This is a genomic window from Roseibium sp. LAB1 (assembly GCF_054658235.1).
Window position 1 is genome coordinate 80,373 of the sequence record NZ_BAAGIB010000008.1, and the last position, 24,523, is coordinate 104,895.

Sequence of the window (24,523 nt, forward strand, 5' to 3'; positions counted from 1 at the left end):
AATGATTTTTGATAGACTATTGCGAATAGGATTTCCGGCGCTTTGCGCCAGCCTTACGCTGTTGCTGGGTGCAAACGCCTACTCACTCTACCGTGCGCAGGTCGACTATCAGCACAAGGGCCAGCTCGAACGCTCGGTTCTCAAAGATACGCTGCGTTTCAATACAACGACACTTGAGAAGCTGATAGCCCGGTACAGTGCCTTGACCAGCCCGGAGGATGCGGCTGCCGCCCGAAAAACCTACGCAGCCCTTCTGGACTCTTTCGATTCCTGGCCCAGCGATGCCTATAGCGAAATCGTCGGACCTTCAGAGTACATCCAGGACAAATTGGTCAACATCGTGCGCACCAGCTCCCGTGTTGCTCCATTCCTGAACACGCTCGACGATCAGACCTCAGTCAGCAATGCGCTGATCATTTTACAGGGTATCGGCAGTTCTCTTCAGCAAATCAACCAAATGGTGACTCAGGAAGCTGCCAAGCAGATGACTGCCGCGCGGGAGACCTTTCATTTTCATCAGGTATTCCAGGACGTGCTACTGGTCGCCTTCCTGCTGGCAAGTCTCGGCTGGACCTGGTACTTCCGCAAGCACAGTCAGGTTCTGCAACGACAAACAGATGCAAGCCGAGAGCATGCCGAACGACTGGAATACCGACTGAACCATGACGGCGTGACCGGTCTGCTCAACTGCCATGTCTTTGCAGAAACCGTGCGTGCCACGCACAAAATACTTTCCGACAAGCAGACCTTGAGCATTCTCAACATCGATCTGGAGTCCAGACTGCCAGCGATGAACAAGTTCAATCTGGCAACGGAAGAAGCCATCCTGGCCTCGACGGCCGACCTGTTGCGACACACGGTGGACCGGCTGGAAGGGGTGACGTGCCTTGCGCGCTCCGCTGGCAAGGGTTTTCTGCTGATGACCGTCAGCGACGAAGAACTTGGGCTGACAGCTTCGGTGATCGCCGAACGGATACATGACATCTTTCTTCGTCCTATTCCGACACCAATCGGTTCCTTTCTGATTTCACCCGCTATCGGCTACGCCGATTCTTCCACAGTCGAGCGGGATGCCGCCGATATCATCCGCAATGCCGAATTGGCACTTGGCGATGCAGTCAACAACAGCCGTCGCCGCGTCGTGACCTACGAACCGGCCATGCGCGCGGAAATGGAACGACGGACCATCGTTGAAAACGCTTTGGCCCGCGCGATCGAGGCAAACGAGTGCCTGCCTCACTTCCAGCCTCAGTTCAACCTGATGACCGGACGCATCTTCGGCGTGGAGGCTCTGGCCCGCTGGTATCACTCCGAACTGGGCTGGATCTCACCGTCGGAGTTCATTCCGATCGCGGAACGTAATGGCGATATCGTGTCGCTTGGCTGGAAGATCCTGGAGACTTCCTGCTCGGAAGTTCAATTGCTCCCGGCCGACCTGAGCCTGTCGGTCAATCTGTCCGTCGCACAGATCCTGAGTGACGATGTCGTCGCGATGCTGGACGAATGCCTTGGCCGTACAGGCCTCCCGGCTTCCAGGCTGAAGCTTGAAGTTACCGAAACCACTTTGATGAGTGATTTGCGCCGCATTCAGACCACGCTTGCGGAATTGCGGTCCCTTGGGATCGGCATATCGCTGGACGACTTTGGCGTCGGATATTCGGCGCTCTCTTATCTGACGGACTTCGATTGGGACGAAATCAAGATCGACGGTTCCTTTGCCACCAAGGCAGTCAAGGACAAGAAACTGCGCGATGTTCTCAAGATGGTTCTCGGCATCGCCGAGACCATGGGGTCGCAGGTTCTGATCGAGGGAATTGAAACCGTCGAACAGCGAGACGTGCTGGTCGACATTGGCTGTACTATCGGCCAGGGCTACCTGTTCGGTGGTCCGATGGCGATTGACGACATCACCACCCTGTTTTTCTCCGACCGCTCCAGAAGCACTCTGGTGGGGATCTGAAGCGTTGAAGCCTTCAGATCCCCGCAGAAGACAGGCCGGATCTCAAGGCGCAGGTTGTTTGGTGGCAAGCTGCTTCCTGTTTTTTCTCGCTTGTCTGACCAAAGAAACGGCGAGTACAAGACCACCGATTGCGGCAGCGACCAGAACCTGATGAAACGGTGAGCTAAGCAGGTGGTTTCCGGCGCTGTCCCAGCCGGTGAGATGATCGTGCGCACCTGGATGAGCAACTGCAGGTGTGGTGGCCAAGGCAAAAACTGTCGTCGTTACAAACTGTTTCATTGTGCGATATCTCCTTGGGTGAGGCGAGTGGTAAGTATGTCGACAAGGTCGATGTCCGCCCGTTGCGTCAACGAGACGAAGGTGAAGGTCATGGTCTCCCTGGCGTTGACCATCGAACCGGGAAAACTCATGTAAACAAGCTCTCGGGATGCGAAGGCTGGTGAGGCCGTGCCGACCTGCCAGTTGCTGACGATCTTTGCATCCACAAGGTGCTGCACTAGGCCATCAGCCCCGGGACGATGAAACGGAACTCCGGCAAGACGCAGGTAGCTGGTCTTGTCTTCCGCCGCCCGAAATCCATCAATGAAGCTGACTGCCAGCGCCTGCAGTTCCTCGGCCCGATCCGTCTGTGACGCGCCATGCACGTGGGAATGCAGGTGATCGGGGCCGCTGTGATTGTGGCCATGAAGGTCGTCGTGGTCATGTCCATGGGAATGTTGGTCGTGATGGAAGCCATGATGAAGGTGGTGATGGTGAGCCATGGCCTTACTCCACATCCGGACCGGCCGGGATCATTACCGGCTTGTCGATGATGGATTTATGAGAGCCCATCTTGCCGTGGGAGACCAACGTGCCGAGCACATCCACGATCACACGCGTTGCAAGGAGAGCAGTGATATCGGAACAATCGTAAGGCGGTGACACCTCGACGACTTCCAGGCCGCAGATGCCTTCCTTGGCGACCAGTGACACCAGTTCGAGTGCTTCTCTCGGTAGAAAACCGCCCGGTTCCGGCCAACCGGTTCCCGGTACAAAGCCGCAATCGACGCTGTCGATATCAAACGAGATGTAGACAGCGTCGGCATCCTTCCACGCAAGTTCAAGGGCGCGGGCGGCCGTTTCCGCCAGTCCCAGCTCCTCGACATCTCTCATTGTGAAGATGTTGGTGTTGCGCTCCCGGGCCACTTCCACACCTTCTCGCGGAACCTGCCAGCCCCCGATGCCGATCTGAACCAGATTGACGGCCGGGACGTTGACAAGATCCGTCGCGTGGAACCACGGCGTCGTGTGCATCCGTTCATCCAGGTCCTTTTCCTGAATGTCGATATGCCGGTCGAAATGCACGATGCCGATCCGCTTGGAGGTGCATTGAGCAATCCCGCGTACGCAGGGAAAACCGATCGAGTGGTCGCCGCCGATCATGATCGGCAAGGCCCCGGACGATGCGACGTGGGAAACCGCCCGCGTGATCTGGTCGAAGGTCTTCTCGATATTCGCCGGGATGGTGAAGATGTCGCCGACGTCACAAAGCGTCATCTGCTCTCGAAGATCCACACCCATCTCGTAATTGTAAGGCGTATAGAGGGCGGAAATCTTGCGAACGCCCTGCGGCCCGAACCGTGTGCCAGGTCTGTAGGTGGTGCCGCCATCAAAAGGAATACCGATGACGGCCGCATCATAGGCACCGACCTTGGTTACATCCTCGATGTAGGGCGCCTTCAGGAACGTGTTGATACCCGCGTAATGGGGCAGCTCGCCGCGGGCGAAGGTCGGAATGGATTTGTCGGTGAGGCTGTCTGAACCAGTGAGCCCCATCCGTAAGGCCCAGGCTTTTTCCTTTTCCCAGGCGGCCGAGGGCAGGGCGCTTTCCTTTTCGGCGGCCTTCCAGCCACGCAATTGCAGTTTGTCGAAATCAGGATGGTGCTGTCTGCGATTTGGTTCTCGATGCACTTGTCCTGCAACAACATGGCGTGTCTCTGGACCAGAGGCTCGATGGAAACACATGGTATTGTCCTCATTCCTTGGTGTTTTTGGAAAAGGGTGATGGTTTGCTCGCATGGGGCACGCCAATGGCCCCTGCAATTGCTTCAGGCGACCGCACAGGCAGTCCCGTGGGTGTTTTGAGCGGCAAGTCGTAGGTAATGGTCGCACCGTAAGCCTGGGGTGCCTGGGGATCGTGTCGGATCTTGTCGAAGACCAGCAGGCGGGTGCCGAGTTTGAAGGCTTCATGGATATCGTGGGTTACCATGAACACCGTCATGGACAGCTCTTTCCAGAGCCCCAGAAGCAACTCATGCATGTCGACACGAATGCCGGGATCAAGTGCGCCAAACGGTTCGTCGAGCAGCAGGATGCCTGGTTTTTTGACCAGAGCCTGAGCTATCGCAAGGCGTTGCTGCATGCCGCCGGAAAGTTGCGCCGGATATTTGTCTGCCGCCGGCCGCAACCCGATCCTGTCGAGCAGCTCATCGATATTCTGAAAGGCCGCCTTGCGGGCGGAGCCAAAGAGCCTGCCAGACCAGCGTGAAGCTTCAAACTCCTGAGCCAGGATCAGGTTTTCTGCGACGGTCAGATGAGAGAAGACCGAGTACTTTTGGAAGACGATGCCGCGATCCGGTGTCGGTTCCAACGGCAAGGGTTCACCGTCCAGCAGGATCTGCCCCCGGCTCGGATGTTCCTGGGAAAGCAGCATGCGCAGGAATGTTGATTTGCCGCAGCCGGATGCGCCGACGATCGTACAAAAAGAGCCGGTGTGAACGTCAAGGTCGACCCGTTCCAAGACGGGCATGCCGTCGTAAAACTTCGCCAGCCCCCGGACAGAGAGCTTGGGCAAGGTGCTCATAGTGCGTCACCTCCCAGATGATGCCAGCGGAAGGCGCGTCTCGAGAGCAAAAGCAAGGCTCTGTCGAGCAGGAACGCCAGCAGCGTTATCCAGACGACGTAGGGCAGGATCACATCCATCGCGAGATAGCGGCGCACCAGGAATATCCGGTAACCCAGCCCGGACGTGGACGCGATGGCCTCGGCGGAGATCAGGAAGATCCAGGCAGGAACGAGACTGAGCCGCAAGCTGGTAATCAGATGCGGCAGCACCTGTGGAAGAACAAGCCTTGTGACCATCTGCCAGACACTGGCGCCCAGCGTTTCGGCCTTGATGATCATCTCGCGCGGAATGTCCAGCACGGCCTGGGCTGTGGAGCGGATCATCACGGGTGCGGTGCCGATCACGATCAGTGCGATCTTGGCAAGTTCTCCGAGACCGAAGGTGATGAACAGGATCGGCAGAATGGTAATCGGTGGGATCAGCGAGAATGTTGCCAGATAAGGAGCAAGCGCACTGCGCACATGCGGAATAAAACCGATGGCAATTCCGAACGAGATGGCCAGCAGCGTGGAAACCGCCATTCCGGTTCCAAGCCTCCAGAGACTGTCGAATGTGTCCAGCCAGAGCAACAGATCGCCAGACCGCCGGTCAGGCACTGTTGCCATGCGCAGGAACGCTTCGCCCATGCTTGTCAAAGACGGCAACAGCTTGTCAGCAGGGTTATCTAGCCGCCGGTAATGACTGGCAACGGCATAGGCAATCAGCGTCAAGGCGAAGGGGATGAGCCCAAGCGCCAGGGCAGTAACCCGGGTCGGTTTCCGGTTGATAATGCGCATGAAACGGTCCGATCGGTCTCCGGCAACTGTTCCGGCGATGAACTCGCCGGAACACCCCGGTCATGAACTGAAGGTCAGAGGGAGCCGTCTGCTGCCATGGCCATGTAGCTCGGATCGAATTTCAGTTTCACGTTGCCGGTGTCGCCATAGATCGACCCGTCCGGGAAAGAGACGCCGACAAATTCCGGGCTTGGTGCGCCTTCGCCCAGGATGCCCTTGTCGAAGAGAAATTCGGCAACGAATTTCATCGTCTTCGGCAGTTCGGCGGATTTTGTGAACTCCACTGCCGCTGCCGGCGTGTAGAACATCTTGGTGGTAGCAAGCTGAGCGTCGTAGCCGGCAAGATCGGTCCCGGATGCTTCCGCCATGGCAGTCCTCGCCGCGACACCTTCATCGCTATCGGACGACATGATGGCCATCAGCTCATACCATGCGCCGACCAGGGCCTTGCCGAAGGCAGGGTTGTCCGCAAGCGTTTCGGTATTGACCATCATGATGTCGATGATTTCACCAGGAATTCCGGAGCTGTCGAACACCTTTGTGGCATTTGCCTCCGCTTCGATTTCAGACAGGAGAGGGTTCCAGGTCACCACCGCGGTAACATCCGGTGTCTGGTAGGCTGCGATCATGTCCGCATCGGATGTATTGACGACAGTCAGGTCCTGCTCGCTGAGGTCAACCGTATCGAGGGCCCGGGCAAGCAGGTAGTGCGAGACCGAAAGCTCCACCAAATTCACATTCTGGCCCTTGATATCGGCTAGCGCACTCTTGTCCTTCAGGATGATGCCGTCGTTGCCGTTGGAATAATCGCCCACGATAAGCGCAGTCGTGTCGACACCACCACCAGCCGGAATTGAAAGCGCATCCATGTTGGTCATGGAGCAGCCGTCATATTCGCCCGCGGTGTATTGGTTGATCGATTCGACGTAGTCGTTGATCTGAACGATCTCGACGGAAATGTCGTATTTGTCGGCCCATTTCTTCATGAGACCGCTGTCCTGCAGATAGCCCCAGGGCATCCAGCCGACATAGATGGACCAGCAGACCTTGAAATCCGCCTTTTCTTCAGCTTTGGCCGAAGTGAGGGAAAGAGGCAGCGTCAGCGCTGCGGCGAGGAGGGAAGCTTTGGCAATCGATTTCAACATCTGTGCGCGTCTCCTGTCTTGGGCCCGGTCATGAGAACCAGGCTTACGTCATGAGGTTTTTGCGCACGGCCGGGAGCAGGTTCGCGCGCGCGAAACCTCGTGCAGTTGTCTCCCGGGTTTTTGTCCCGCCGTGTCACCGGTCTATGTCGGCATGAGCCACTCAACCGGCTTGCACCTCTCGGTCCTGCGTCGACTTGCGACCGGATCCCTAGGCGCGCTGCACGTCACTATCTAAGCAAGGGGAATGCCAGAAAGCTGAGGACGAGAATTCGTCCATTGTTTCAATATTTTAAGAAATAGAATCTGGATTGAGCTCGTCGAAACCGATCAACAATAAATGATGTTCTGACCAGAATATGGGCAACATGGTGAAGATTGAACCATGCCCAGACCTTAAGCAGGCTTTGCAGGTCTATCGAAAAACAGTCTCAACCGGCGAAAGAACAGATCTGAACCAACGGCAGGAAATGCTGTTCGGTGATGCTCAGACAACAGGCGTGCGCTACCAGCAAAAACCCGGTCAAGGCCGAACCGGTAACGAGTGCCAGAACAAGCGATGGATCGCGCATCATTTCGCGAATGCCACTCATGGATCGAACTTCGGTATGTGCCATAACATTTCCTCCGGTTTGAATAGCTGCAAGAGCCAAGCGAGCCGCTCTTGCAGTCGGGATTTATTCCGCAGGTTCGTCGATCTTACCCTCGTCTCCAGCAACGTCCTGCCTTTTCTTGCCGGCGAAAAGGCCTTTGATCCATCCCTTCTTCTCTTCGCCGCCGGAAGGAGAAGCGTCTTCTGGCCCGGTAGGGGCTTCCACCTGGTCCGGTGTTGCGGGTGTTCCCGGGGCAACCTGTTCGCCAAAGGCGGTAAAAAACTCACCGGCAAGACGTTTGGCGGTTGAGTCGATCAACCTGGCACCGAGCTGCGCCAGCTTGCCACCAACCTTTGCATCAACGTCGTAGTGAAGGATCGTCGCGTCAGGACCGTCTTCTTCCAGACGAACCTTGGCAGCTCCTCTGGCAAAGCCGGCAACCCCGCCGGAACCTTCGCCTTCAATGGTGTAGCCATTCGGCGGGTCGAGATCGTTGAGCGTCACCTTGCCGCCGAACGTTGCCTTGACCGGTCCCACCTTCAGGCGAACCTTGGCCTCCAGGTTGGTGTCCGAATGCTTGATCAGCTCCTCGCATCCTGGAATCGAGGCTTTCAGAACGTCCGGATCATTCAACGCCTCCCAAACCTTTTGCTTGGGGGCTTCGATCCGTTGGCTGTCGTTCATCTGCATGTGATTGTTTCCCCGATGGGTTCAAACGTGTTGAATGTTTGTCTGGCGATGCCCGCTGCGGCGGATCATCAAAAGTTCAGCCAGAATGGAGAGTGCAATTTCTTCCGGTGCGATGGCGCCCAGGTCGAGTCCGGCCGGTCCCTTGATCCGGTCGAGGGTCTGATCCGGCACACCTTCCTCACGCAGCTTCGCCTTGAGGGCAACAATCTTGCGGCGACTGCCGACAAAGCCGATATGGCGTGCATCTGTGAGAAGCGCTGCTTTAAGTGCAGCCAGATCTCCGCGTCCCTGGGTCGAGATGACGGAATAGATCTGCCCGTTGCGGCGAATTCCGGTTTCGAACCCGTCAATTCTTCGTCCAGCGCCTGAAAAGGCGGACAAGTCCTCAGCCGGGGCGCAAAAGGTCAGATCGAACCCTATGGAGGGCGCCTGATTTGCAAGTGCCAGGGCAACCGGGCTTGCACCGTAAATCACCAGTGTCGGGCGGGGCAAAACAGGCTCAATGAAGATATCCATCGTGCCCTGGCTTGGGCACATGTTCTTTGCAAATTGAATGCCCTCGCGCTCGTCACCTGCCTCCACGCCGATTTCCGCCAGAAGGTCTGCAGGCTGAAGCGAGATAAGCCGGGTTTCTCCGTCCTCAAAGGCCGCCCTAGCCGCCTTGATCACAGCCGATCTCGCACAACCGCCACCGATCCAGCCAGCGACAATGACGCCGTTCCTGTCGATTACCGCTTTAGCACCGGCCTTTGCAGCGGTCACGGAAATGGTGCGCACAACTGTTGCCAGAACAAAGGGTTCATTGTCGTCCTGCATCCGATTCATGAGGCGGGGCAGGTCTTGCATGACATCTGGTGCGGCACCTTTGCCGGACACGGGAACGGAATGCTTCATTTGAACATCTCCCATGGTTCAAAGCTTTGCCAGATAAGGTTCCAGGGCTGCGAGGCTGGCCAGGTTGTGGGCTGGCGCAAAGAAATCGACATGGGGCAGGGCGGCAGCCATGCCTCCGGCTGTCGGTTCATAACCCTGCCAACCGAGCAACGGATTGAGCCAGACAACGCGCCGGCACCGACGCCGCAACCGCGCCATTTCCTCACCAAGCACCTCCGGAGCGCCAGTGTCATAGCCATCTGACAGGATCAGGACACAGGTGCGCGAATGCACGACCTGGGCAGCGTGCCAGCGGTTGAAGTCCGACAGAGCCTCGCCAATTTTTGTTCCGCCACCGATCCCCTGTGCCATCAACCCCATACGGTCGAGAGCACGGCTCGCATCCCGCTCCGAAAGTGCCGAAGAGACATGCACCAGCCGTGTGTGAAACAGAAAGGCTTCCGCCTCCCGGAAATTATCCAGCAAGCCGTGCACGAAACGCGTGAAAACGCCGGTGTAATTGTTCATCGACCCGGATGCGTCGAGCAGGATCACCAATCGCAACTGTTTCTCACGCGGGCCTTTGTGAATGAGGTCGATCGGCGTGCCACCCTTGGCAATGGAATGCCGGATGGTTCGGCGCAGATCCAGTTTCCGGCCCTTTCGTTTCTGACGATCTCTACGGGTCAGCCTGACGCGCATTCGCCGTGCCAGTTTCGCGGCGAGCTCATGGGCTTCCGCCAGTGCATCAGGATCACTGAGATTGCGAAAGTCGATGTCAGATAGGTTCTCTGCCACGCTCGCACCTTCCCGGCGACCTGACGGGCTTTCATCGGAGTTATCTTCTTCTTCTCCGGGCTGGCGCTCAACATCACCGGCAATCGTGTCCTGCCTGGTTCCACGGGCATCCGCCAGCTCACGTATCGTCTTGCCACCCTTGCGTCTGCTGCTGCCCGTCACCTTCACACCTGACTTGACACCCTTGCCGGTCCAATAGGCGTCGAAGACCTCGTCAAAGCCTTTCCAATCCGACAGGCGTCCGCAGAAGAGGCTTCGAAATGCGGCTTTCAGGCTCACCGGGTGGTTCATCTGGGGAGAGCTCAACACCTTCGCTGCGTCCTCTGTTTCCGCCAGACCGACTTTGAACCCTTTGTCTCGCAGGGTTTGCACGAAGCCGGCAAGCTGATCCCTCACAGCCTGTCCGGCATGCTCCCGGGTCTGAAGAGGTGGCAGCGTCATCGTTCAGGCCACCTTCCCAAGCAACCTGTCCGTCACTTCACGGGTCACGCGTGCGCTGTCTTCACGGGTTTTGAGTACGCAGGAAAGCGTGTCGAAAACGAGCTCCCTGTTGTCGTGCAGGTTCCTGGCACCGAGACCAAGGAGCGCCGCCGCCCAATCGATGGTTTCGGCAACACCTGGCACTTTCACAAGGTCTTCCTTGCGCAACTTGCTCATCAGGTCGGCAAGCTGACTGGCAAGAGCTGCATCCAGATCCGGCACACGGGCGAGCAGGATACGTGCCTCGCGGTCGGGCGAGGGGTAGTCGACGAAATGATAGAGACAGCGCCGGCGCAATGCATCCGACAGTTCTCGCGTACCGTTGGATGTGAGTACCACACGCGGAACAGACGTTGCCCGAACCGTTCCAAGTTCCGGGATCGACACCTGATAGTCGGACAGGATTTCCAGGAGAAAGGCTTCAAACTCTTCGTCCGCGCGATCAATTTCATCGATCAGGAGAACCGGGGGCTCATCACGCCGGATAGCGGCCAGAAGAGGGCGCTCCAGCAAGTATTTTTCGGAAAAAACCGCTTCCTCGACCGCTTCGGCGCTGTCACCGGTTCCTTCGCGCGCCTTGATGGCAAGAAGCTGCCGTTGGTAGTTCCATTCGTAGATCGCGTCCGACCGGTCGAGCCCTTCGTAACATTGCAAGCGGATGAGATCCGTTTTCTCAAGGCGCGCCAGAGCCTTGGCAACTTCTGTCTTGCCGACGCCGGCTTCCCCTTCAAGCAAAAGCGGACGCCCCAGCATCGCAGTCAGCAGAAGTGCCGTCGCCAGACCATCATCGGCGATATAACCGGCTTCTGCCAGTTGAAACGCTATCTGAGACTTGCTTTGGGTCATTCAGTCCTGTCTCTGTGGCGAGGTGGAAAATCCCCTGTCACTGCCGGGCTTGCACCGGCACCCCATTCCGTCCCACAGCCTGAAACGCATTTCAGGCCTGATCGGGCAACGGCATGGATCCCACGATCAAGCCATGGGATGAGGGTTCAAGAAATGCGGCGGAGTTCCAGCCTAAGTCGCACCGGAACTCCGCGGCGATCACAAGGTCTTACCCATGCGCCCCCAGATCCTTGGCAGCTTGCCAGACCCGCCACGCATCATGAGGCATCTGGATATGGGTCGACCCGAGGAACTTGAAAGCGTCGTTGACCGCATTGGAGAATGCCGGAACACCGCCTACGTTGGGGCTTTCGCCAACCCCTTTTGCACCGATTGGGTGGTGTGGGCTTGGGGTCACGGTGAAGTCCGTTTCCCAATGTGGCGTTTCAACTGCCGTCGGCAGGAAGAAATCCATGAAGGACGCGCCCATGACGTTGCCCATCTCGTCGTAACGGATTTCCTGTCCCATCGCGATGGCAAAGGCCTCGGTCAAGCCGCCATGGACCTGCCCCTCGATGATCATCGGGTTGATACGCGTGCCGCAATCATCGAGTGCATAGAAGCGCCGTGTCTTGGCAACGCCGGTATCCACATCGATGTCCATCACGCACAGGTATGCACCGAACGGATAGGTCATGTTGGGCGGGTCGTAGTAACTGACAGCCTCAAGACCCGGCTCCATGCCCGGCGGCGGGGCGTGATAGGCAGCCCAGGCAATCTCCTTCATGGATTTACGTGCCTGCGGATTGCCTTTGACCTGGAAGCCGTCAACGTCCCAGTCCAGATCGTATTCCGAAACCTCCAGCATGTGCGCCGCGATCATCTGCGCCTTGTTGCGAATCTTGCGCGCAGCAAGAGCGATCGCTGCACCGGCCACCGGCGTGGAACGTGATCCATAGGTCCCGAGCCCGTATGGCGCGGTGTCCGTGTTGCCTTCCTCCACCATGATGTCGGCGGCGGGAATGCCGATTTCCGTGGCGATGATCTGAGCCCAGGTGGTCTCGTGTCCCTGACCCTGCGACTTGGTGCCCATCCGGGAAATGACCGATCCGGTTGGGTGGACGCGGATTTCGGCGCTGTCAAACATCGCGACGCCCAGGATATCGCAGTTCTTGGACGGACCGGCACCGACGATCTCGGTGAAGAAAGAAACGCCGATCCCCATGATTTCGCGGGTTTCCCCCCGTTTGAAGGCTTCCTGCTTGGCCTTTTGTTGGGCACGCAGGTCGCGGTAGCCGATAGCGTCCATCGCCTTCTGCATGGCGGTGTGGTAGTCGCCGCTGTCGTATTCCCAGCCAAGGGCTGAATGATACGGGAACTGTTCCGGCTTGACGAAGTTCTTCATGCGAAGATCCGCAGGATCCATGCCGAGCTTCTGCGCCAGAACGTCCATGGCGCGCTCGATGCAATAGGCAGCTTCCGTAACGCGGAACGAGCATCGATACGCCACTCCGCCGGGGGCCTTGTTTGTATAGACACCATCAACCTCAAGATGCGCCGTTGGAAAGTCGTAGGACCCGGTCACGATATTGAAGAAACCGGCAGGCCATTTGGACGGATCCGCGCAGGCATCAAAGCCGCCGTGATCCGCCAGCACATGTACCTTGAGACCGGTAACAGTGCCGTCGCTTTTCGCAGCGATTTCCGCCGTCATGTGATAGTCGCGGGCAAATGAGGTCGCGGAGAGGTTCTCCATCCGGTCTTCGACCCATTTCACCGGAACACCGGTCACGATGGAAGCCACGATGGCGCAGATATAACCGGGATAGGCTCCGACCTTGTTGCCGAAGCCGCCGCCGATATCCGGCGCGATGACGTGGATCTTCTGCTCCGGAATGGTCGACAGCAGAGAGGCGACCGTGCGGATGACGTGAGGTGCCTGAAATGTGCCCCAGACCGTCAGCTCGCCCTTGATCTTGTCCATGGACGCAACGCACTGGCACGTCTCAAGCGGAGAGGGGTGAGTGCGGTGGTAGGAGATCAGCTCCTTGATGGTGACATCGGCTTCCGCAAAGGCCTTGTCGGTCGCCTCGCGTTCACCAACCTCCCAGGTGAAGATATGATTGTGATGCTTGCGCGGTCCATGCGCGCCCTCTGTTTTGCCTTCAAGGTCCGGACGCAACACAGGTGCATCCGGATCCATTGACTTGAAGGGATCGGTCAGGACGGGAAGTTCTTCGTAGTCCACTTCCACAAGCTGGATGGCATCGTCGGCGATGTAGCGGTTTTCGGCCACTACAAAGGCAACTTCCTGATTCTGATACAGAACCTTGCCGTCGGCCAGTACCATCTGCACGTCACCGGCAAGGGTCGGCATCCACGCCAGATTGACGCCCTTCAGGTCTTCCGCTGTCAGAACAGCAATCACGCCGGGCAGCTTCAAGGCTTCTGAAGAATCGATTTTCGTGATCTTCGCATGAGCATATGGGGAGCGGACAAAATCGCCGAACACCATACCGGGCAACTTCAGATCATCGACATACTGGCCCTTGCCCTGTGTGAAGCGAATGTCTTCCACACGCTTGCGCTTGCAGCCCATGCCTTCCAGGGCGGCCTCGCGCTGTTCCCGTGTCGGGGTCATGTCGTTCATTCTGCAGCCTCCTGGAATTCAGTGCCGTTCAGCTTGGCCGCGGCATACTGGATGGCCTTGACGATGTTCTGATAACCGGTGCAACGGCAGAGGTTTCCGGAGATGCCCATGCGGATTTCATCTTCCGTCGGGTTCGGGTTTTCCTTCAACAGTGTGTGCGCCCGAAGGATCATGCCCGGCGTGCAAAAGCCGCATTGCAGCCCGTGCATCTGCCGGAACCCTTCCTGCAGCGCCGACAGCGTTCCGTCCGCATTGGCCATGCCTTCGATTGTCGTGAGTTCGGCCCCGTTCGCCTGGACGGCAAACATGGTGCAGGACTTCACGGACATGCCGTTCAGTTCCACTGTGCAGGCTCCACAATGGGAGGTTTCGCAACCGATATGGGGTCCGGTAAGGCTCAATTCTTCGCGAATGAAATGGATCAACAAGGTGCGCGGCTCAACAAAGCGCTGCACCTTCTTGCCGTTGACGGTCATCGTGACCGGTATTTGCTCGATATCGCTCATATGTATCTCCCTCGAACCCATTCAGCGTCTGGCACGTGTTGCGGCTCTGGCCAATGCGCGCTGCAGCATCACACCAGCCATTTTGGTGCGGTATTCCGCAGGCCCCCGACCATCGGACGCCGGTTCGGTGATGGCTTCCGCCGCCGAAACCGCACGGGCAACCGTCGGCGCATCAAGAGCGGAGCCGGTCAGGATCTTTCCGGCTTCCTGCGCAAAAAGCGGCGTATCGGCGACATTGGTGAGCGCGATGGAGCACGAGGAGACCGTATTGCCTTCAAGGGTCAGAACCACGGCCGCGGCGGCTGTGGCATAGTCTCCAACCTTGCGTTTCAGCTTTTCATAGGCATAGCCATGCCCTGCGGGCGGCACCGGAATCCTGATTGCCGTCAGGATTTCTTCCGGCGCAAGCGCGGTGAAATAGGCCGCCTCGTAAAAATCACGCGCGGCAACCTCCCTGTCGCCGTCCGGCCCGGTCAGAATGTAAGTCGCATCCAGGCATTGCATCAGCGCCGGCATGTCGTTGCCCGGATCACCGTTTGCGACATTGCCGCCAATTGTGCCGAGGTATCTGATCTGCGGGTCGGCGATAAGAAGGGACGTTTCCCGAATGATCGGCAGTTTCGATGCCAGCAGATCCGATCCGATCAGTTCGTGCTGCGTGGTCATTGCGCGAATGGTGATCGTTCCGCCGTCGTCTGAAATGCCCTTGAGATCTGCGATGCCGCCAAGGTCCACCAGATGCTCGGGCGCAGCCATGCGAAGCTTCATCATCGGGATCAGGCTGTGCCCGCCCGATAACGGACGCGCTTCATCGCCGTGACTGACCAGGATTGCAACAGCTTCCGCCACGGACGATGGCCGGTGATAGGTGAATGCACCAGGTATCACGTCTTTCTCCTCCCTCTGCCGGCCTCCTCAAGGCCGAATGCCGATCCTCTCGAACAGCGAATTGATTCCACCGTCGACCGGCCACGTTTTCTCCGGGTGCAACAAGCAACCGGACGGTTCACGTTTGAAAAGGGTGCGGAACTGTGCGGCGCACACTCAAGAACGGGTGCACAAACGGCCTGCAAGACCACACGGAAGACGTGTCATCTTGCACGAACTGCGGCAGTAAAGCTGACACAATCCACGACCAGGAAACGGAAATTCGAAAAAAGACGCTTTTGTTACAGATACTTGAAATTCGGATCCTGATTACGGGCCTCACCAGCATAAGTGGTGTCGCATTCGTTCAGGATTGCACGAACGGCGTGTTTTCCAGAAGGAGACGCACTGCAACACGCCGGATGCAGAGCAAAGGAACACACTTATTGCGCTGCAGCAGGGTGTTTCTGTCCGGCAAGCCCGTGCGAATGGTTTTGGCCAAGAACCTTCAGACGCGCTTTCACCCGTCCCCAACGTGACCGGCTGACCGGAACGCTCTGGGCCGCGTGACCTGCGAGAATGAGCACTCCGCCGTCACCGGATCGCTTGTAACTGACGACATGGCTGAGGTTGACGATGTGACTGCGATGAACCCTGTTGAAGGTTCTCGGATCAAGCTGCTGTTCCGCCTCGCTGATGGAGAGCGGACAAAAGAACTCCCGAGTGCCGTCGTAGAGCCGCGTATAATGGGCATCCGCGTGAATGGCATATATGTCCAGAACGCTGATCTTGCCTTTCTGGCCGTCCCGCTCGATGGGCAGCGCCCCTTTGCCCAGAGGCTGGCCAGGCCGAACCGCTTTCGCAGCTGCCTGCAAACCGGATGCGGATTTGCCCGTTGGCAGAGCCCCTTGAGGGACAGCCAGGTCCGGTGTCTTCGGGGTGTTTTCGCGCGAAGGACCCGCGGGATCGGCCTGCTCATCCTGTGCGGGAACAAGAGCCAAAAGAAACAGGCCCGAAACCAGAAACGCGACACAGGAAACGAGAATGGCCAGCATTCCCGGACTCAGCGCCGGAGCAAGAACACCGGTGGCAGGCTGAAGCGTTTCATAGGTCAACCCGGCCATGGCGGTGTAATGCATTGCCGAAATTGCTAGCGCCAGAACCGCCGCCGAAAAGACGAGAGGCGGGCGGCGCCCGAGGCCGAACAACAGCCACATGGCAAAGCCAGCAGCGTTGAAGGCAATCAGGAAGCTTGCAAACACATAGGCCGGGTCATGCGCCATGCGCAGCGATCCATGCAGAGCATACATGCCCAGATAATGCATGGTGCAGATCCCGCTTCCCATGACAAAGGCGGATAGCCCCAGACGTATCGGCGTCAGGCGCGCATTGCTGGCGGCGAAAACCGCAATGCCGACGACGAGCACACAGACGAGAAACGACAACAACGTCGGCAGCACAAGAAAATCAACAGCCACCGGCAATCGCGCTGCGAGCATTCCAACAAAATGCATGGACCATACGGCAAGCGCCAATGTCAGTGCGGCTCCAGCAAGCAGGAACCGCCGGCGCGGATCCACCGCACTTCGAACCTGCACGGCAAGGTTCAAGCCCACAAAGCTGCCCTGAAAGGCCATCACCAAGGACAACGCAACAAGCCAGGGCTCGTGCATCACTGACATACCGGCTATCTCCTCCCAGCAGCCGCCGCCGCAATGAGCGACGGGTTCCTCCGGATGAGATGATAGGGGAAAGAGAAATCTGCATCAAATTGCGTGTGGAACCGACACCGCAAGAGATAGCGGTCGGAGGAATTCGAAAGATTCAAGAGGATGAATGGCGGTGAGGGTGGGATTCGAACCCACGGTACGCTCTCACGCACGGCGGTTTTCAAGACCGCTGCCTTAAACCACTCGGCCACCTCACCATGCCGGCGCCCTGGAGGCCCGACTGTGCAAACCGTTTCCTTTGTCTCAATCGGAAAGTCAAGCCGGAATCACGGGGAGGAGGTTCCAGCAGAAGAAATCGTGTGGATGTAGGGGGATGCGATCAGCCTTGGGATGTTCCTGCGTCGGTTGCTAACAGGGGCAGGACGGGCAGTGCGAAGCGCAGGAACATCGCCAAAGGGCAGGGGCCGCCGGTCCGGTGTCGTGGGCAGGGTTTTGAACCGGCGGCCGAAGCTGGAGGTGGGGTCCAGCATTGCTGTGACAGGGCGGTCATCAGCAATGAGTTCACCCTAGGCGGATTTGACAGGGCAGAATGTGACCTACGTCACAACTCACCCGAATGACGATTTCTTTCCACCTGTGTTTTTCGCGCAACAGCTTGCGACAGGCAAATTGACGCAGTTTTTAGTCATATATTTCAGCGCGTTACATCGTCAGCATGGTCACGCGGAGGCCAATTGCCGTTCGAAAGTGGTGGAGAGTGGAAATTGGGCAACGTCACGGCCTCGACGGGCAGTTTACTTTGAAGTAATAAAACTACGCTTTAACAAGGGCATATGCGGGATGTGCAGCGGGGGCTAGCGCGTCTTGCGGGGACTGATCAAATGATCGGAACAATGCCTTGAAAACCGGTGCGGACCGAACCACGCGCCGGAATGATCGCGTGAGCTGCGGGGCCGCCAGCGCGTAAGTGAGTAGGACGGCAGTATGCAAGGGACAGGCGGGAAATCTTGCCAGGTGAAAAACCAGGTGGCAGGAACGTCTTCAGGGGAACCGGCTGTGACGCTCGAGGTGAACTCGCGTCCTGCACGAAAGCTCAGCGCCCAGTTGCGCACGGGGTTGATCGTGGCCGCAGCTGTTTCAGCCGTTGCGGCTTGCAGTTCCACTCCACAACAGAAATCAAAGTTCAGCCCGGAAAAATATGGTGTCAAAGGCAGCCCGCGCATGGTCGCGGAAGGCCAGCCTGTCCCGAAGGGTGGCGGACGCTATATCGTCGGCAAGAAATACAAGATTGCCGGCAAGTGGTATTATCCCAAGGAAGATCCGGACTACAAGAAGACCGGCCTTGCTTCCTGGTATGGCCCGACTTTCCACGGCCGCAAGACAGCTAATGGCGAAGTTTTCGACCGTAACTCCCTTACAGCTGCGCATACGACGATGCCGCTGCCATCCTACGCCCGCGTGACAAACGTGGAAAACGGTCGCTCGATGATCGTGCGTGTCAACGACCGCGGACCGTTCCACGGCAACCGGGTTATCGACCTGTCGGAACGCGCTGCGACCATGCTTGGCACCAAATCTGCCGGTATCGGCAAGGTAAAGGTCGAGTATGTCGGCCGTGCACCGCTGCACGGACAAGACGAAGGCTTCCTTTTGGCCTCTTACCGTGGGCCGGGTGCGGTAGAACCCGGTGCGACAATGCCGGGCACAATGCTGGCACAGGCCGAACCGCAGCAGGTCGTACCTCAACAGATCACACCTCAGGTCACCTTTGGCGCAGTTCCCGCACCAAGCGCACGTCCGTATCTGACAACAGCGTCATCCACGACCGCGTTCCGGGCGCAGCAAACGACGCTAAAGGTTGCTTTCGATCCGGCACTGGCATTCGAAGCCGGCAAGCCGACCATCGAAGTTGCCTCAAACAATCGTTTCGAACCAGTTGAATCGGCCTATTCGCCGACGGGTCTCGCCCCAGCGGAAGGCACACTCGGCGTATTGCGCGTCCCGGCACCGGGAACATCTGCCGGTCTTGTTTCGGGCAGCGCAATTTCGTCATTTGCTGCGAACCGCAGAATTTCCGGTGCGCATTCGCTTCTTGCAAATGCCTCGGCCACGGGCCTTTCAATGCGTGAGCTGGCGATCAAACTGGAAAACGGCGGCTAAGCGGCGAGGAAGCCGGATGTTGCCCGGCATCGTTCCACAGCCGCGCCTGTTTCTATGAATAGGGCAAGCGGTTTTATGGCGTCCGCGTATTCTTTATCCGGAGTGACAAGGTTCTGCCGACGCTTGTTGAGGCGAGGGGCACTTTCAACCCTTTTTGTCGTTGCGGGTAGCGCAATCCCCGGCCAAGCCGCCGAAACCATCGTGACCAAGGCTCCGATGGCGTTTCTTTACGAGCCCGGTTCGGGCACGATCCTTTTCGCAAAGGAACCGGACCGAGCTTTTGCCCCGGGCTCTCTCGTCAAGGTAATGACGGCCGCCACGGTGTTCAAAGCCCTTGAGGACGGCGCTCTCAAGATCGATCAGACCTGCAAGGTGAGTGAACATGCCTGGCGGACGGGCGGTGCTCCGTCGGGACGCGGCGCAACAATGTTCGCCGCCATCAAGTCCGACATATCGGTCGAGGATCTGCTCAAGGGATTGCTGGTTCACAATGGCAACGATTCTGCCATCGTATTGGCTGAATGTCTGGACGGATCGGAAGAAGCCTTTGCGGTGCGCATGACCGAGCTGGCGCAATCCATCGGCATGAAAAACAGCCGCTTTGGCAACCCCACCGGTTATGCCGAAGTGCCAAGCCATACCACGGTCCGTGATCAGGCAAGACTTGCGGAATATATTCTGGAGAGCTTCCCGGATCGTTATCCGATGTTCTCGATCCCCGAATTCACCTGGAACAAGATTTTTCAGCGCAACAAGAACCCGCTGCTTGGAGAAATCAGGAATCTTGACGGGCTTGGCGGCGGCCAGGACGCCGAATCCGGCTATTCCGGCCTGGGGTCCGTGGACCGGAACGGCCGAAGGGTCATTGCGGCAGTAGCCGGTCTGTCTTCTGACAAACACCGGCTACAAACGCTCAAGGAAGTCATCGAAGGCGCCTGGGAGTACTTCTCCGTTCAGACCCTGTTTTCTGCAGGCGATGTCGTGACCGATGGACGCGTTTTCGGCGGAGTTTCAAGCAGTGTGCCTCTGATCTCCGAGAAAAGCGTCGACGTGTTGCTTCCCCGCGGCGGCACTCTGGACTACCGGATTCGCGTTATCTACAACGGCCCGCTTCCCGCGCCGGTTCAGGCTGGTGAGAAGGTCGGCGAAATCCGTGTGATCGGCAAGGACGGGATTGTCTACCGCTCTCCTCTTGTGACCGGCGGCGCTGTTGCGGAAGGCACCTTGATCGGCCGCGCACTCGACGGCCTGCAGGAATTGCTGTTCGGTTGGATCGGCTAAACGGTCCACAACGATTGCAATTACTGTTAAAGCCGGTGACAAAGACCAACAAGAATTAAGCGGAGCCGGGAACGGGTGCCAGGACATTTCATTACCTTTGAAGGCGGCGAGGGTGCCGGAAAATCGACGCAGATCGCCCGCCTGAAAACCTACCTGGAAGACCTTGGACTGTCTGTCGTGGTGACGCGGGAACCCGGTGGCTCGCCGGGCGCTGAAAAGATCCGTGCCATGCTGCTGTCTGGCGGAGCGAAGGATCTGGGCCCGCGTGGCGAAGCCATGCTGTTTGCAGCAGCCCGTGCGGATCATGTCGACACCACCATCAAGCCGGCGCTTGAGCGGGGCGACTGGGTGCTTTGTGACCGCTATGCCGATTCGACCTGGGTCTATCAGGGCGAAGCAGGTGTTGACCGCGACTATCTCAAGCTTCTGGAAACAGCTGCGGTTGCCGGTGTTTATCCTGACCTTACAATCCTGATCGACGTGCCGGTGGAAATCGGTCTCGGCCGGGTGGAGGAACGCTCCCGGTCCGATGACAGCGGCGGACCTGACCGGTTCGAAGGGGAGGAACTCAAGGTTCATCAGCGCAGGCGCGACCTGTTTCTCGAACTCGCAGAGACGGAAGCCTACCGGTTTGCCGTCATAGACGGATCAAAAGACCCTGCCGAGGTTGAAGAAGCCATTCGAAATGCCGTGCGAGAAACTTTTGCAGGCGACCTGAGCCTGGACGTCTCGGCGGCAGACATTCCAGAAGAGGCTCATTGATGGCCCGAGCCAATGAACCGATCGACATTCCCGAAGTAGATGCTCTTCCGGGATATCCATTGCCGCATGAACGTGATCGTCTGATCGGACACGCCAAGACGGAACAAGCCCTTCTGACGGCCTACAGGTCCGAGCGGCTTCATCACGCGTGGATCCTGGGTGGTCCGAAGGGTATCGGCAAGGCAACACTTGCTTTTCGTTTCGCTCGGTTCGTGATTGCAAATCCTGACAGGTTCGGGCCGCAAGTTGCTGCCGCGCGCGACCTTGCCGTTTTGCCGGACCATCCGGTTGCCCGCCAGCTCAAGGCAGGTGGACATCCCAACGTTCTTCATCTGCGGCGCCCCTGGGACGAAAAGTCGAAACGATTCAAGGCCGACCTGCCGGTGGATGAGGTTCGCAGAACCGTTTCCTTCTTCGGCACAACCGCATCGGCGAAAGCCTGGCGGATCTGTATTGTCGATGCCGCGGACGATATGAACATCAGCTCCGCCAATGCTCTTTTGAAGATTCTGGAAGAACCACCGCAACGGTGCCTGTTTCTGGTGTTGAGCCACGCCCCGGGGCGTCTTTTGCCCACAATCCGCTCCAGATGCCGTCGCCTTGACCTCGATCCCTTGAGTGAACAGGAAATCGGGCAAGGGCTGCAGGATCTGACCGGCAATTCGGTTGCCACGGCGGACGATCTTCGTGAACTGGCGCAGACCGCCGATGGCAGCCTGCGCTCCGCCATTACGCTGCTCTCCGGCGATGGACTTGCTATCGCCAAGGGGTTTCGCCAGCTAGCCGACCGGCCGCACCAACTTGACCTGGCCGCGGTCCACTCATTGGCGGACCTGGTCGCCGCACGCGGTCAATCAGACAATTGGGAGAGCTTCCAGCACATCGTGCAAATCTGGTTGCATGACCGCATGCGCCGGGACCTAACAAAAGGCGTGCGCAACGCGCATGAGATCGTCGAACTGTGGGAAAAGATGAACAAGGCGGTCCGTGATACCGACGCGCTTAATCTCGACAAGAAACAGGTCGTGCTGGATTTCTTCTTCGCTTTGCGCGCCGCCTGACGCGATGCACGAAACGGCACTGCTCTGCCGACACGTGCCGGAAATCGTCTGAAGCCATCGTTCGTGACTTGGGCAAGATCCGATTCTTTTGTTAAAAGGCGGCTGCAACACCTATATGCGCCTTATCGATCAAACACATTCGGGTCCCCCATGCTTGTCGACAGCCACTGCCATCTCGATTTCCCTGATTTTAACGGCGAACGCGCCGACCTGATTGCGCGGGCCAAGGAAGCCGGTGTGGAACTGATGGTCACCATCTGCACCCATATTCGCAAATTCGACCAGGTTCTTGCGATCGCGGAAGAGTATCCGGAAGTCTATTGTTCCGTCGGGACCCATCCACATAACGCCGGCACGGAACGCGGCATTCCGGCAGAGGAAATCGTGCGGTTGGCGAACCACCCCAAGGTGGTGGCCATTGGCGAAGCCGGTCTTGATTACTTCTATGACAAGGCACCGCGGGACGCACAGGCAGAAGGCCTGCGCATCCACATCGACGCAGCCAGGCGCACCGGTTTGCCTCTGGTCATTCATTCACGTGACGCAGACGACGACATGGCCGCCATCTTGCGCGAAGAAATGGGGAAGGGGGCCTTCCCCGCCCTATTGCATTGCTTTTCGTCCGGCCGCGACCTGGCTCTGACCGGTATAGAACTCGGCCTGTATGTTTCATTCTCCGGTATTTTGACCTTCAAACGCTCCGAAGAGATCCGCGAAATCGCTCGTGAATTGCCGGCAAACCGTTTACTGGTCGAAACCGATGCACCTTATCTTGCGCCGCAACCAAAACGCGGCAAGCGCAACGAACCGGCCTACACCGCCATGACTGCAGCGGTTCTGGCAGAAACGCGCGGCGTGTCCGAAGAAGAGATCGCGCGCCAGACGACTGACAATTTCTTCCGCCTTTTCAACAAGGTGCCCAGCTCCAACCACCAGACCAAAGCAATTACTTCATGACCTTGACGCTGACCATTTTAGGATGCGGCTCGTCCGGAGGCGTCCCACGCGTCGGCAATGATTGGGGCGATTGTGATCCCCATGAACCGAAAAACCGCCGCAGCCGCTGTGCGCTTCTTGTGGAAAAGCGTGTGAACAACAAGTGCACAACCGTGTTGATAGACAGTGGACCAGACATCCGGGCACAATTGTTGGCTGCCGATGTCAAACACCTGGATGCAGTGCTTTACACCCATTCCCATGCCGATCATCTGCACGGTGTAGACGATCTGCGGGCGTTCTGGGTCCAATCCGGTCAACGAGTGCCGGTCTACATGGACAAAGCAACCACCGACAGAGCCCTCACTGCATTCAGCTATTGTTTCGAAACACCGGCAGGGTCCAATTATCCGCCCATTCTTGACCGCCGAGACTTGCAGCCGATGCAGCCGGTGACCATCGACGGAAGCGGTGGCTCAATTACCTTCGAGCCATTTGAAGTGGTTCATGGGGAAATCAATGCGCTCGGATTTCGCATTGGCGACGCAGCCTATATCCCCGATGTCTCCGACATTCCGGAAATCAGCCTCAATAGACTGAAAAATCTGGATATTTTGATTCTGGATTGCTTACGTCGGAGACCACACCCAAGCCATTTCTGTCTGGCGGATGCTCTTTCCTGGACCAGCAGAATCGCGCCCAGGCGTGCCGTTTTTACCAATCTTCACAACGACCTGGACTACAAAACCCTGTCAGCGGAACTTCCTGAAACCATAGAACCTGCCTATGACGGAATGCTTCTGACATCGGAAAACGCCGAAACCGGCAGAGAAAGCGTTCTTTCGTCCGATGGCTGGTAAGCCACGTTACAAGCCTCCGACCGAAGACCGGCTGATCAAATCTGCGCTTCACTACCTGGAACGCTATGCAACGTCCGCCGCCAATCTTCGCAAGGTTCTTGAACGCAAGGTATTGAAAGCCTGCCTGAGCCTTGAACTCGATCCGGCTGAATATTCGGAGCTTATCGACCGCGTCGTTGAGAAATGCGTCCAGACCGGTCTGGTCAACGACAAAACCTATGCGGAAACCAAGACAGCCGGCTTGCGGCGCCGAGGTGGCTCAACCCGAAAGATTGAAGCGCAACTCACAGCCAAGGGTGTCGACAGAGCCACAATCCAGACGGTGCTGGAACAAGACGAGCGCACCGACGAGGAAGCCGCACGCATATTCGCCAGACGCAGACGGCTCGGGCCATACAGGACCACACCAACTCGAGAAGACAGGCGTGACAAAGATCTGGCTGCCATGTGCCGTGCCGGCTTTACCTACGACGTTGCTCGTAAGGTGATCGATACGGACGCTGAAAACTGAAGCCATCAATCCCATGGAAGAGCTCAACAAGGAGTGCTCGCCAGAACGGACCTGAGACATGAACAGAAACGCGCGGTCAAACGTAATGCCTAAGGCCTTGGCAAATCACGCCAAACACCACTCACAATAAATGTTCCATAATATTTATTATGCGATTTAGATGTATAGCAGCCATTTAGTAATGCGACACTTGGGCCAGTTAGAGATGCGACACTTCCCGTCCGTCTGACGCTGGTCA

At 57.7% G+C, this 24,523-nt stretch carries 23 protein-coding genes, 1 tRNA gene and 1 riboswitch; of the genes, 8 read left to right on the forward strand and 16 right to left on the reverse strand.

Annotation, left to right across the window (positions count from 1 at the left end):
* The first annotated feature begins 1 nt into the window (after position 1).
* Positions 2-1,960 carry a putative bifunctional diguanylate cyclase/phosphodiesterase gene (locus tag ACYQ54_RS27185; RefSeq protein ID WP_460088033.1) on the forward strand — a complete coding sequence of 653 codons (1,959 nt, stop codon included), beginning with the start codon at positions 2-4 and terminating at the stop codon, positions 1,958-1,960.
* A gap of 42 nt (positions 1,961-2,002) precedes the next feature.
* On the opposite strand, the gene ACYQ54_RS27190 is transcribed toward ACYQ54_RS27185, so the two are convergent.
* The 16 genes from ACYQ54_RS27190 to ACYQ54_RS27265 all read right to left on the reverse strand — a co-directional run bounded on the left by ACYQ54_RS27190 (position 2,003) and on the right by ACYQ54_RS27265 (position 16,971).
* The gene (locus tag ACYQ54_RS27190) at positions 2,003-2,239 is read right to left on the reverse strand and encodes a hypothetical protein (protein WP_460088034.1); all 237 of its coding nucleotides are present in this window, start codon (positions 2,237-2,239) and stop codon (positions 2,003-2,005) included.
* Positions 2,236-2,721, reverse strand: coding sequence for a hypothetical protein (locus ACYQ54_RS27195; RefSeq protein ID WP_460088035.1), 486 nt, complete (start codon positions 2,719-2,721; stop codon positions 2,236-2,238). The genes ACYQ54_RS27190 and ACYQ54_RS27195 overlap by 4 nt, the downstream gene beginning before the upstream one ends.
* 4 nt (positions 2,722-2,725) lie before the next feature.
* A complete protein-coding gene (locus tag ACYQ54_RS27200; protein ID WP_460088037.1) occupies positions 2,726-3,964 on the reverse strand; it encodes an agmatinase family protein in 1,239 nt (412 codons plus the stop codon).
* Positions 3,965-3,974: 10 nt separating this feature from the next.
* Entirely contained in the window at positions 3,975-4,802 is an 828-nt protein-coding gene (locus tag ACYQ54_RS27205; RefSeq protein ID WP_460088038.1) for an ATP-binding cassette domain-containing protein, read from the reverse strand.
* A complete protein-coding gene (locus tag ACYQ54_RS27210) occupies positions 4,799-5,620 on the reverse strand; it encodes an ABC transporter permease (protein WP_460088039.1) in 822 nt (273 codons plus the stop codon). Before ACYQ54_RS27210 ends, ACYQ54_RS27205 begins: the two co-directional genes overlap by 4 nt.
* Positions 5,621-5,694: 74 nt before the next feature.
* Positions 5,695-6,765 (reverse strand): putative urea ABC transporter substrate-binding protein, encoded by a 1,071-nt coding sequence (locus tag ACYQ54_RS27215; protein WP_460088041.1) that lies wholly within the window; start codon positions 6,763-6,765, stop codon positions 5,695-5,697.
* A 107-nt stretch (positions 6,766-6,872) separates the two neighbouring features.
* Positions 6,873-6,988: riboswitch (guanidine-I (ykkC/yxkD leader) on the reverse strand.
* A 205-nt stretch (positions 6,989-7,193) separates the two neighbouring features.
* Positions 7,194-7,379: a hypothetical protein gene (locus tag ACYQ54_RS27220; protein WP_460088042.1), complete on the reverse strand. Its 186-nt coding sequence runs from the start codon at positions 7,377-7,379 to the stop codon at positions 7,194-7,196.
* A gap of 60 nt (positions 7,380-7,439) precedes the next feature.
* Entirely contained in the window at positions 7,440-8,045 is a 606-nt protein-coding gene (locus ACYQ54_RS27225; protein WP_460088043.1) for a CoxG family protein, read from the reverse strand.
* A 21-nt stretch (positions 8,046-8,066) separates the two neighbouring features.
* Positions 8,067-8,939, reverse strand: a complete 873-nt coding sequence (locus ACYQ54_RS27230; RefSeq protein ID WP_460088044.1) for an XdhC family protein — start codon at positions 8,937-8,939, stop codon at positions 8,067-8,069.
* Between the two features lie 18 nt (positions 8,940-8,957).
* On the reverse strand, positions 8,958-10,157 hold the full coding sequence (locus ACYQ54_RS27235; RefSeq protein ID WP_460088045.1) for a vWA domain-containing protein: 1,200 nt from the start codon (positions 10,155-10,157) through the stop codon (positions 8,958-8,960).
* A 3-nt stretch (positions 10,158-10,160) separates the two neighbouring features.
* A complete protein-coding gene (locus tag ACYQ54_RS27240) occupies positions 10,161-11,042 on the reverse strand; it encodes an AAA family ATPase (protein ID WP_460088046.1) in 882 nt (293 codons plus the stop codon).
* A 208-nt stretch (positions 11,043-11,250) separates the two neighbouring features.
* Positions 11,251-13,671 (reverse strand): aerobic carbon-monoxide dehydrogenase large subunit, encoded by a 2,421-nt coding sequence (locus ACYQ54_RS27245; RefSeq protein WP_460088048.1) that lies wholly within the window; start codon positions 13,669-13,671, stop codon positions 11,251-11,253.
* Positions 13,668-14,177, reverse strand: coding sequence for a (2Fe-2S)-binding protein (locus tag ACYQ54_RS27250; RefSeq protein WP_460088049.1), 510 nt, complete (start codon positions 14,175-14,177; stop codon positions 13,668-13,670). The genes ACYQ54_RS27245 and ACYQ54_RS27250 overlap by 4 nt, the downstream gene beginning before the upstream one ends.
* Before the next feature lie 21 nt (positions 14,178-14,198).
* On the reverse strand, positions 14,199-15,065 hold the full coding sequence (locus tag ACYQ54_RS27255; protein WP_460088050.1) for an FAD binding domain-containing protein: 867 nt from the start codon (positions 15,063-15,065) through the stop codon (positions 14,199-14,201).
* Positions 15,066-15,487: 422 nt separating this feature from the next.
* On the reverse strand, positions 15,488-16,726 hold the full coding sequence (locus tag ACYQ54_RS27260) for an MHYT domain-containing protein (RefSeq protein ID WP_460088052.1): 1,239 nt from the start codon (positions 16,724-16,726) through the stop codon (positions 15,488-15,490).
* A 155-nt stretch (positions 16,727-16,881) separates the two neighbouring features.
* Positions 16,882-16,971 (reverse strand) — tRNA-Ser (locus ACYQ54_RS27265).
* Between the two features lie 757 nt (positions 16,972-17,728).
* On the opposite strand from ACYQ54_RS27265, the gene ACYQ54_RS27270 reads away from it, so the two are divergent.
* The 7 genes from ACYQ54_RS27270 (at position 17,729) to ACYQ54_RS27300 (ending at position 24,285) form a co-directional block, all read left to right on the forward strand.
* Positions 17,729-18,874: a septal ring lytic transglycosylase RlpA family protein gene (locus tag ACYQ54_RS27270; protein ID WP_460088054.1), complete on the forward strand. Its 1,146-nt coding sequence runs from the start codon at positions 17,729-17,731 to the stop codon at positions 18,872-18,874.
* A 201-nt stretch (positions 18,875-19,075) separates the two neighbouring features.
* Positions 19,076-20,155 (forward strand): D-alanyl-D-alanine carboxypeptidase family protein, encoded by a 1,080-nt coding sequence (locus ACYQ54_RS27275; RefSeq protein WP_460088056.1) that lies wholly within the window; start codon positions 19,076-19,078, stop codon positions 20,153-20,155.
* 75 nt (positions 20,156-20,230) lie between these two features.
* Positions 20,231-20,917: a dTMP kinase gene (gene tmk / locus ACYQ54_RS27280; protein WP_460088057.1), complete on the forward strand. Its 687-nt coding sequence runs from the start codon at positions 20,231-20,233 to the stop codon at positions 20,915-20,917.
* On the forward strand, positions 20,917-21,978 hold the full coding sequence (locus ACYQ54_RS27285; RefSeq protein WP_460088059.1) for a DNA polymerase III subunit delta': 1,062 nt from the start codon (positions 20,917-20,919) through the stop codon (positions 21,976-21,978). Before tmk ends, ACYQ54_RS27285 begins: the two co-directional genes overlap by 1 nt.
* A gap of 150 nt (positions 21,979-22,128) precedes the next feature.
* Positions 22,129-22,935 carry a TatD family hydrolase gene (locus tag ACYQ54_RS27290; RefSeq protein ID WP_460088061.1) on the forward strand — a complete coding sequence of 269 codons (807 nt, stop codon included), beginning with the start codon at positions 22,129-22,131 and terminating at the stop codon, positions 22,933-22,935.
* On the forward strand, positions 22,932-23,774 hold the full coding sequence (locus ACYQ54_RS27295; RefSeq protein ID WP_460088064.1) for an MBL fold metallo-hydrolase: 843 nt from the start codon (positions 22,932-22,934) through the stop codon (positions 23,772-23,774). The genes ACYQ54_RS27290 and ACYQ54_RS27295 overlap by 4 nt, the downstream gene beginning before the upstream one ends.
* Positions 23,764-24,285 (forward strand): regulatory protein RecX, encoded by a 522-nt coding sequence (locus tag ACYQ54_RS27300; protein WP_460088066.1) that lies wholly within the window; start codon positions 23,764-23,766, stop codon positions 24,283-24,285. The genes ACYQ54_RS27295 and ACYQ54_RS27300 overlap by 11 nt, the downstream gene beginning before the upstream one ends.
* The last annotated feature ends 238 nt before the right edge of the window (positions 24,286-24,523 follow it).

What these genes read in the sequence shown, in the direction of transcription:
- ACYQ54_RS27225 (WP_460088043.1), bottom strand. Translation starts at nt 8,045, where the DNA reads ATGCAGATGAACGACAGCCAACGGATCGAAGCCCCCAAGCAAAAGGTT.
- ACYQ54_RS27235 (WP_460088045.1), bottom strand. Translation starts at nt 10,157, where the DNA reads ATGACGCTGCCACCTCTTCAGACCCGGGAGCATGCCGGACAGGCTGTG.
- ACYQ54_RS27200 (WP_460088037.1), bottom strand. Translation starts at nt 3,964, where the DNA reads ATGTGTTTCCATCGAGCCTCTGGTCCAGAGACACGCCATGTTGTTGCA.
- ACYQ54_RS27190 (WP_460088034.1), bottom strand. Translation starts at nt 2,239, where the DNA reads ATGAAACAGTTTGTAACGACGACAGTTTTTGCCTTGGCCACCACACCT.
- ACYQ54_RS27285 (WP_460088059.1), top strand. Translation starts at nt 20,917, where the DNA reads ATGGCCCGAGCCAATGAACCGATCGACATTCCCGAAGTAGATGCTCTT.
- ACYQ54_RS27245 (WP_460088048.1), bottom strand. Translation starts at nt 13,671, where the DNA reads ATGAACGACATGACCCCGACACGGGAACAGCGCGAGGCCGCCCTGGAA.
- ACYQ54_RS27240 (WP_460088046.1), bottom strand. Translation starts at nt 11,042, where the DNA reads ATGACCCAAAGCAAGTCTCAGATAGCGTTTCAACTGGCAGAAGCCGGT.
- ACYQ54_RS27260 (WP_460088052.1), bottom strand. Translation starts at nt 16,726, where the DNA reads ATGTCAGTGATGCACGAGCCCTGGCTTGTTGCGTTGTCCTTGGTGATG.
- ACYQ54_RS27185 (WP_460088033.1), top strand. Translation starts at nt 2, where the DNA reads ATGATTTTTGATAGACTATTGCGAATAGGATTTCCGGCGCTTTGCGCC.
- ACYQ54_RS27210 (WP_460088039.1), bottom strand. Translation starts at nt 5,620, where the DNA reads ATGCGCATTATCAACCGGAAACCGACCCGGGTTACTGCCCTGGCGCTT.
- ACYQ54_RS27295 (WP_460088064.1), top strand. Translation starts at nt 22,932, where the DNA reads ATGACCTTGACGCTGACCATTTTAGGATGCGGCTCGTCCGGAGGCGTC.
- ACYQ54_RS27230 (WP_460088044.1), bottom strand. Translation starts at nt 8,939, where the DNA reads ATGAAGCATTCCGTTCCCGTGTCCGGCAAAGGTGCCGCACCAGATGTC.
- ACYQ54_RS27215 (WP_460088041.1), bottom strand. Translation starts at nt 6,765, where the DNA reads ATGTTGAAATCGATTGCCAAAGCTTCCCTCCTCGCCGCAGCGCTGACG.
- ACYQ54_RS27250 (WP_460088049.1), bottom strand. Translation starts at nt 14,177, where the DNA reads ATGAGCGATATCGAGCAAATACCGGTCACGATGACCGTCAACGGCAAG.
- ACYQ54_RS27290 (WP_460088061.1), top strand. Translation starts at nt 22,129, where the DNA reads ATGCTTGTCGACAGCCACTGCCATCTCGATTTCCCTGATTTTAACGGC.
- ACYQ54_RS27300 (WP_460088066.1), top strand. Translation starts at nt 23,764, where the DNA reads ATGGCTGGTAAGCCACGTTACAAGCCTCCGACCGAAGACCGGCTGATC.
- ACYQ54_RS27220 (WP_460088042.1), bottom strand. Translation starts at nt 7,379, where the DNA reads ATGGCACATACCGAAGTTCGATCCATGAGTGGCATTCGCGAAATGATG.
- ACYQ54_RS27195 (WP_460088035.1), bottom strand. Translation starts at nt 2,721, where the DNA reads ATGGCTCACCATCACCACCTTCATCATGGCTTCCATCACGACCAACAT.
- ACYQ54_RS27205 (WP_460088038.1), bottom strand. Translation starts at nt 4,802, where the DNA reads ATGAGCACCTTGCCCAAGCTCTCTGTCCGGGGGCTGGCGAAGTTTTAC.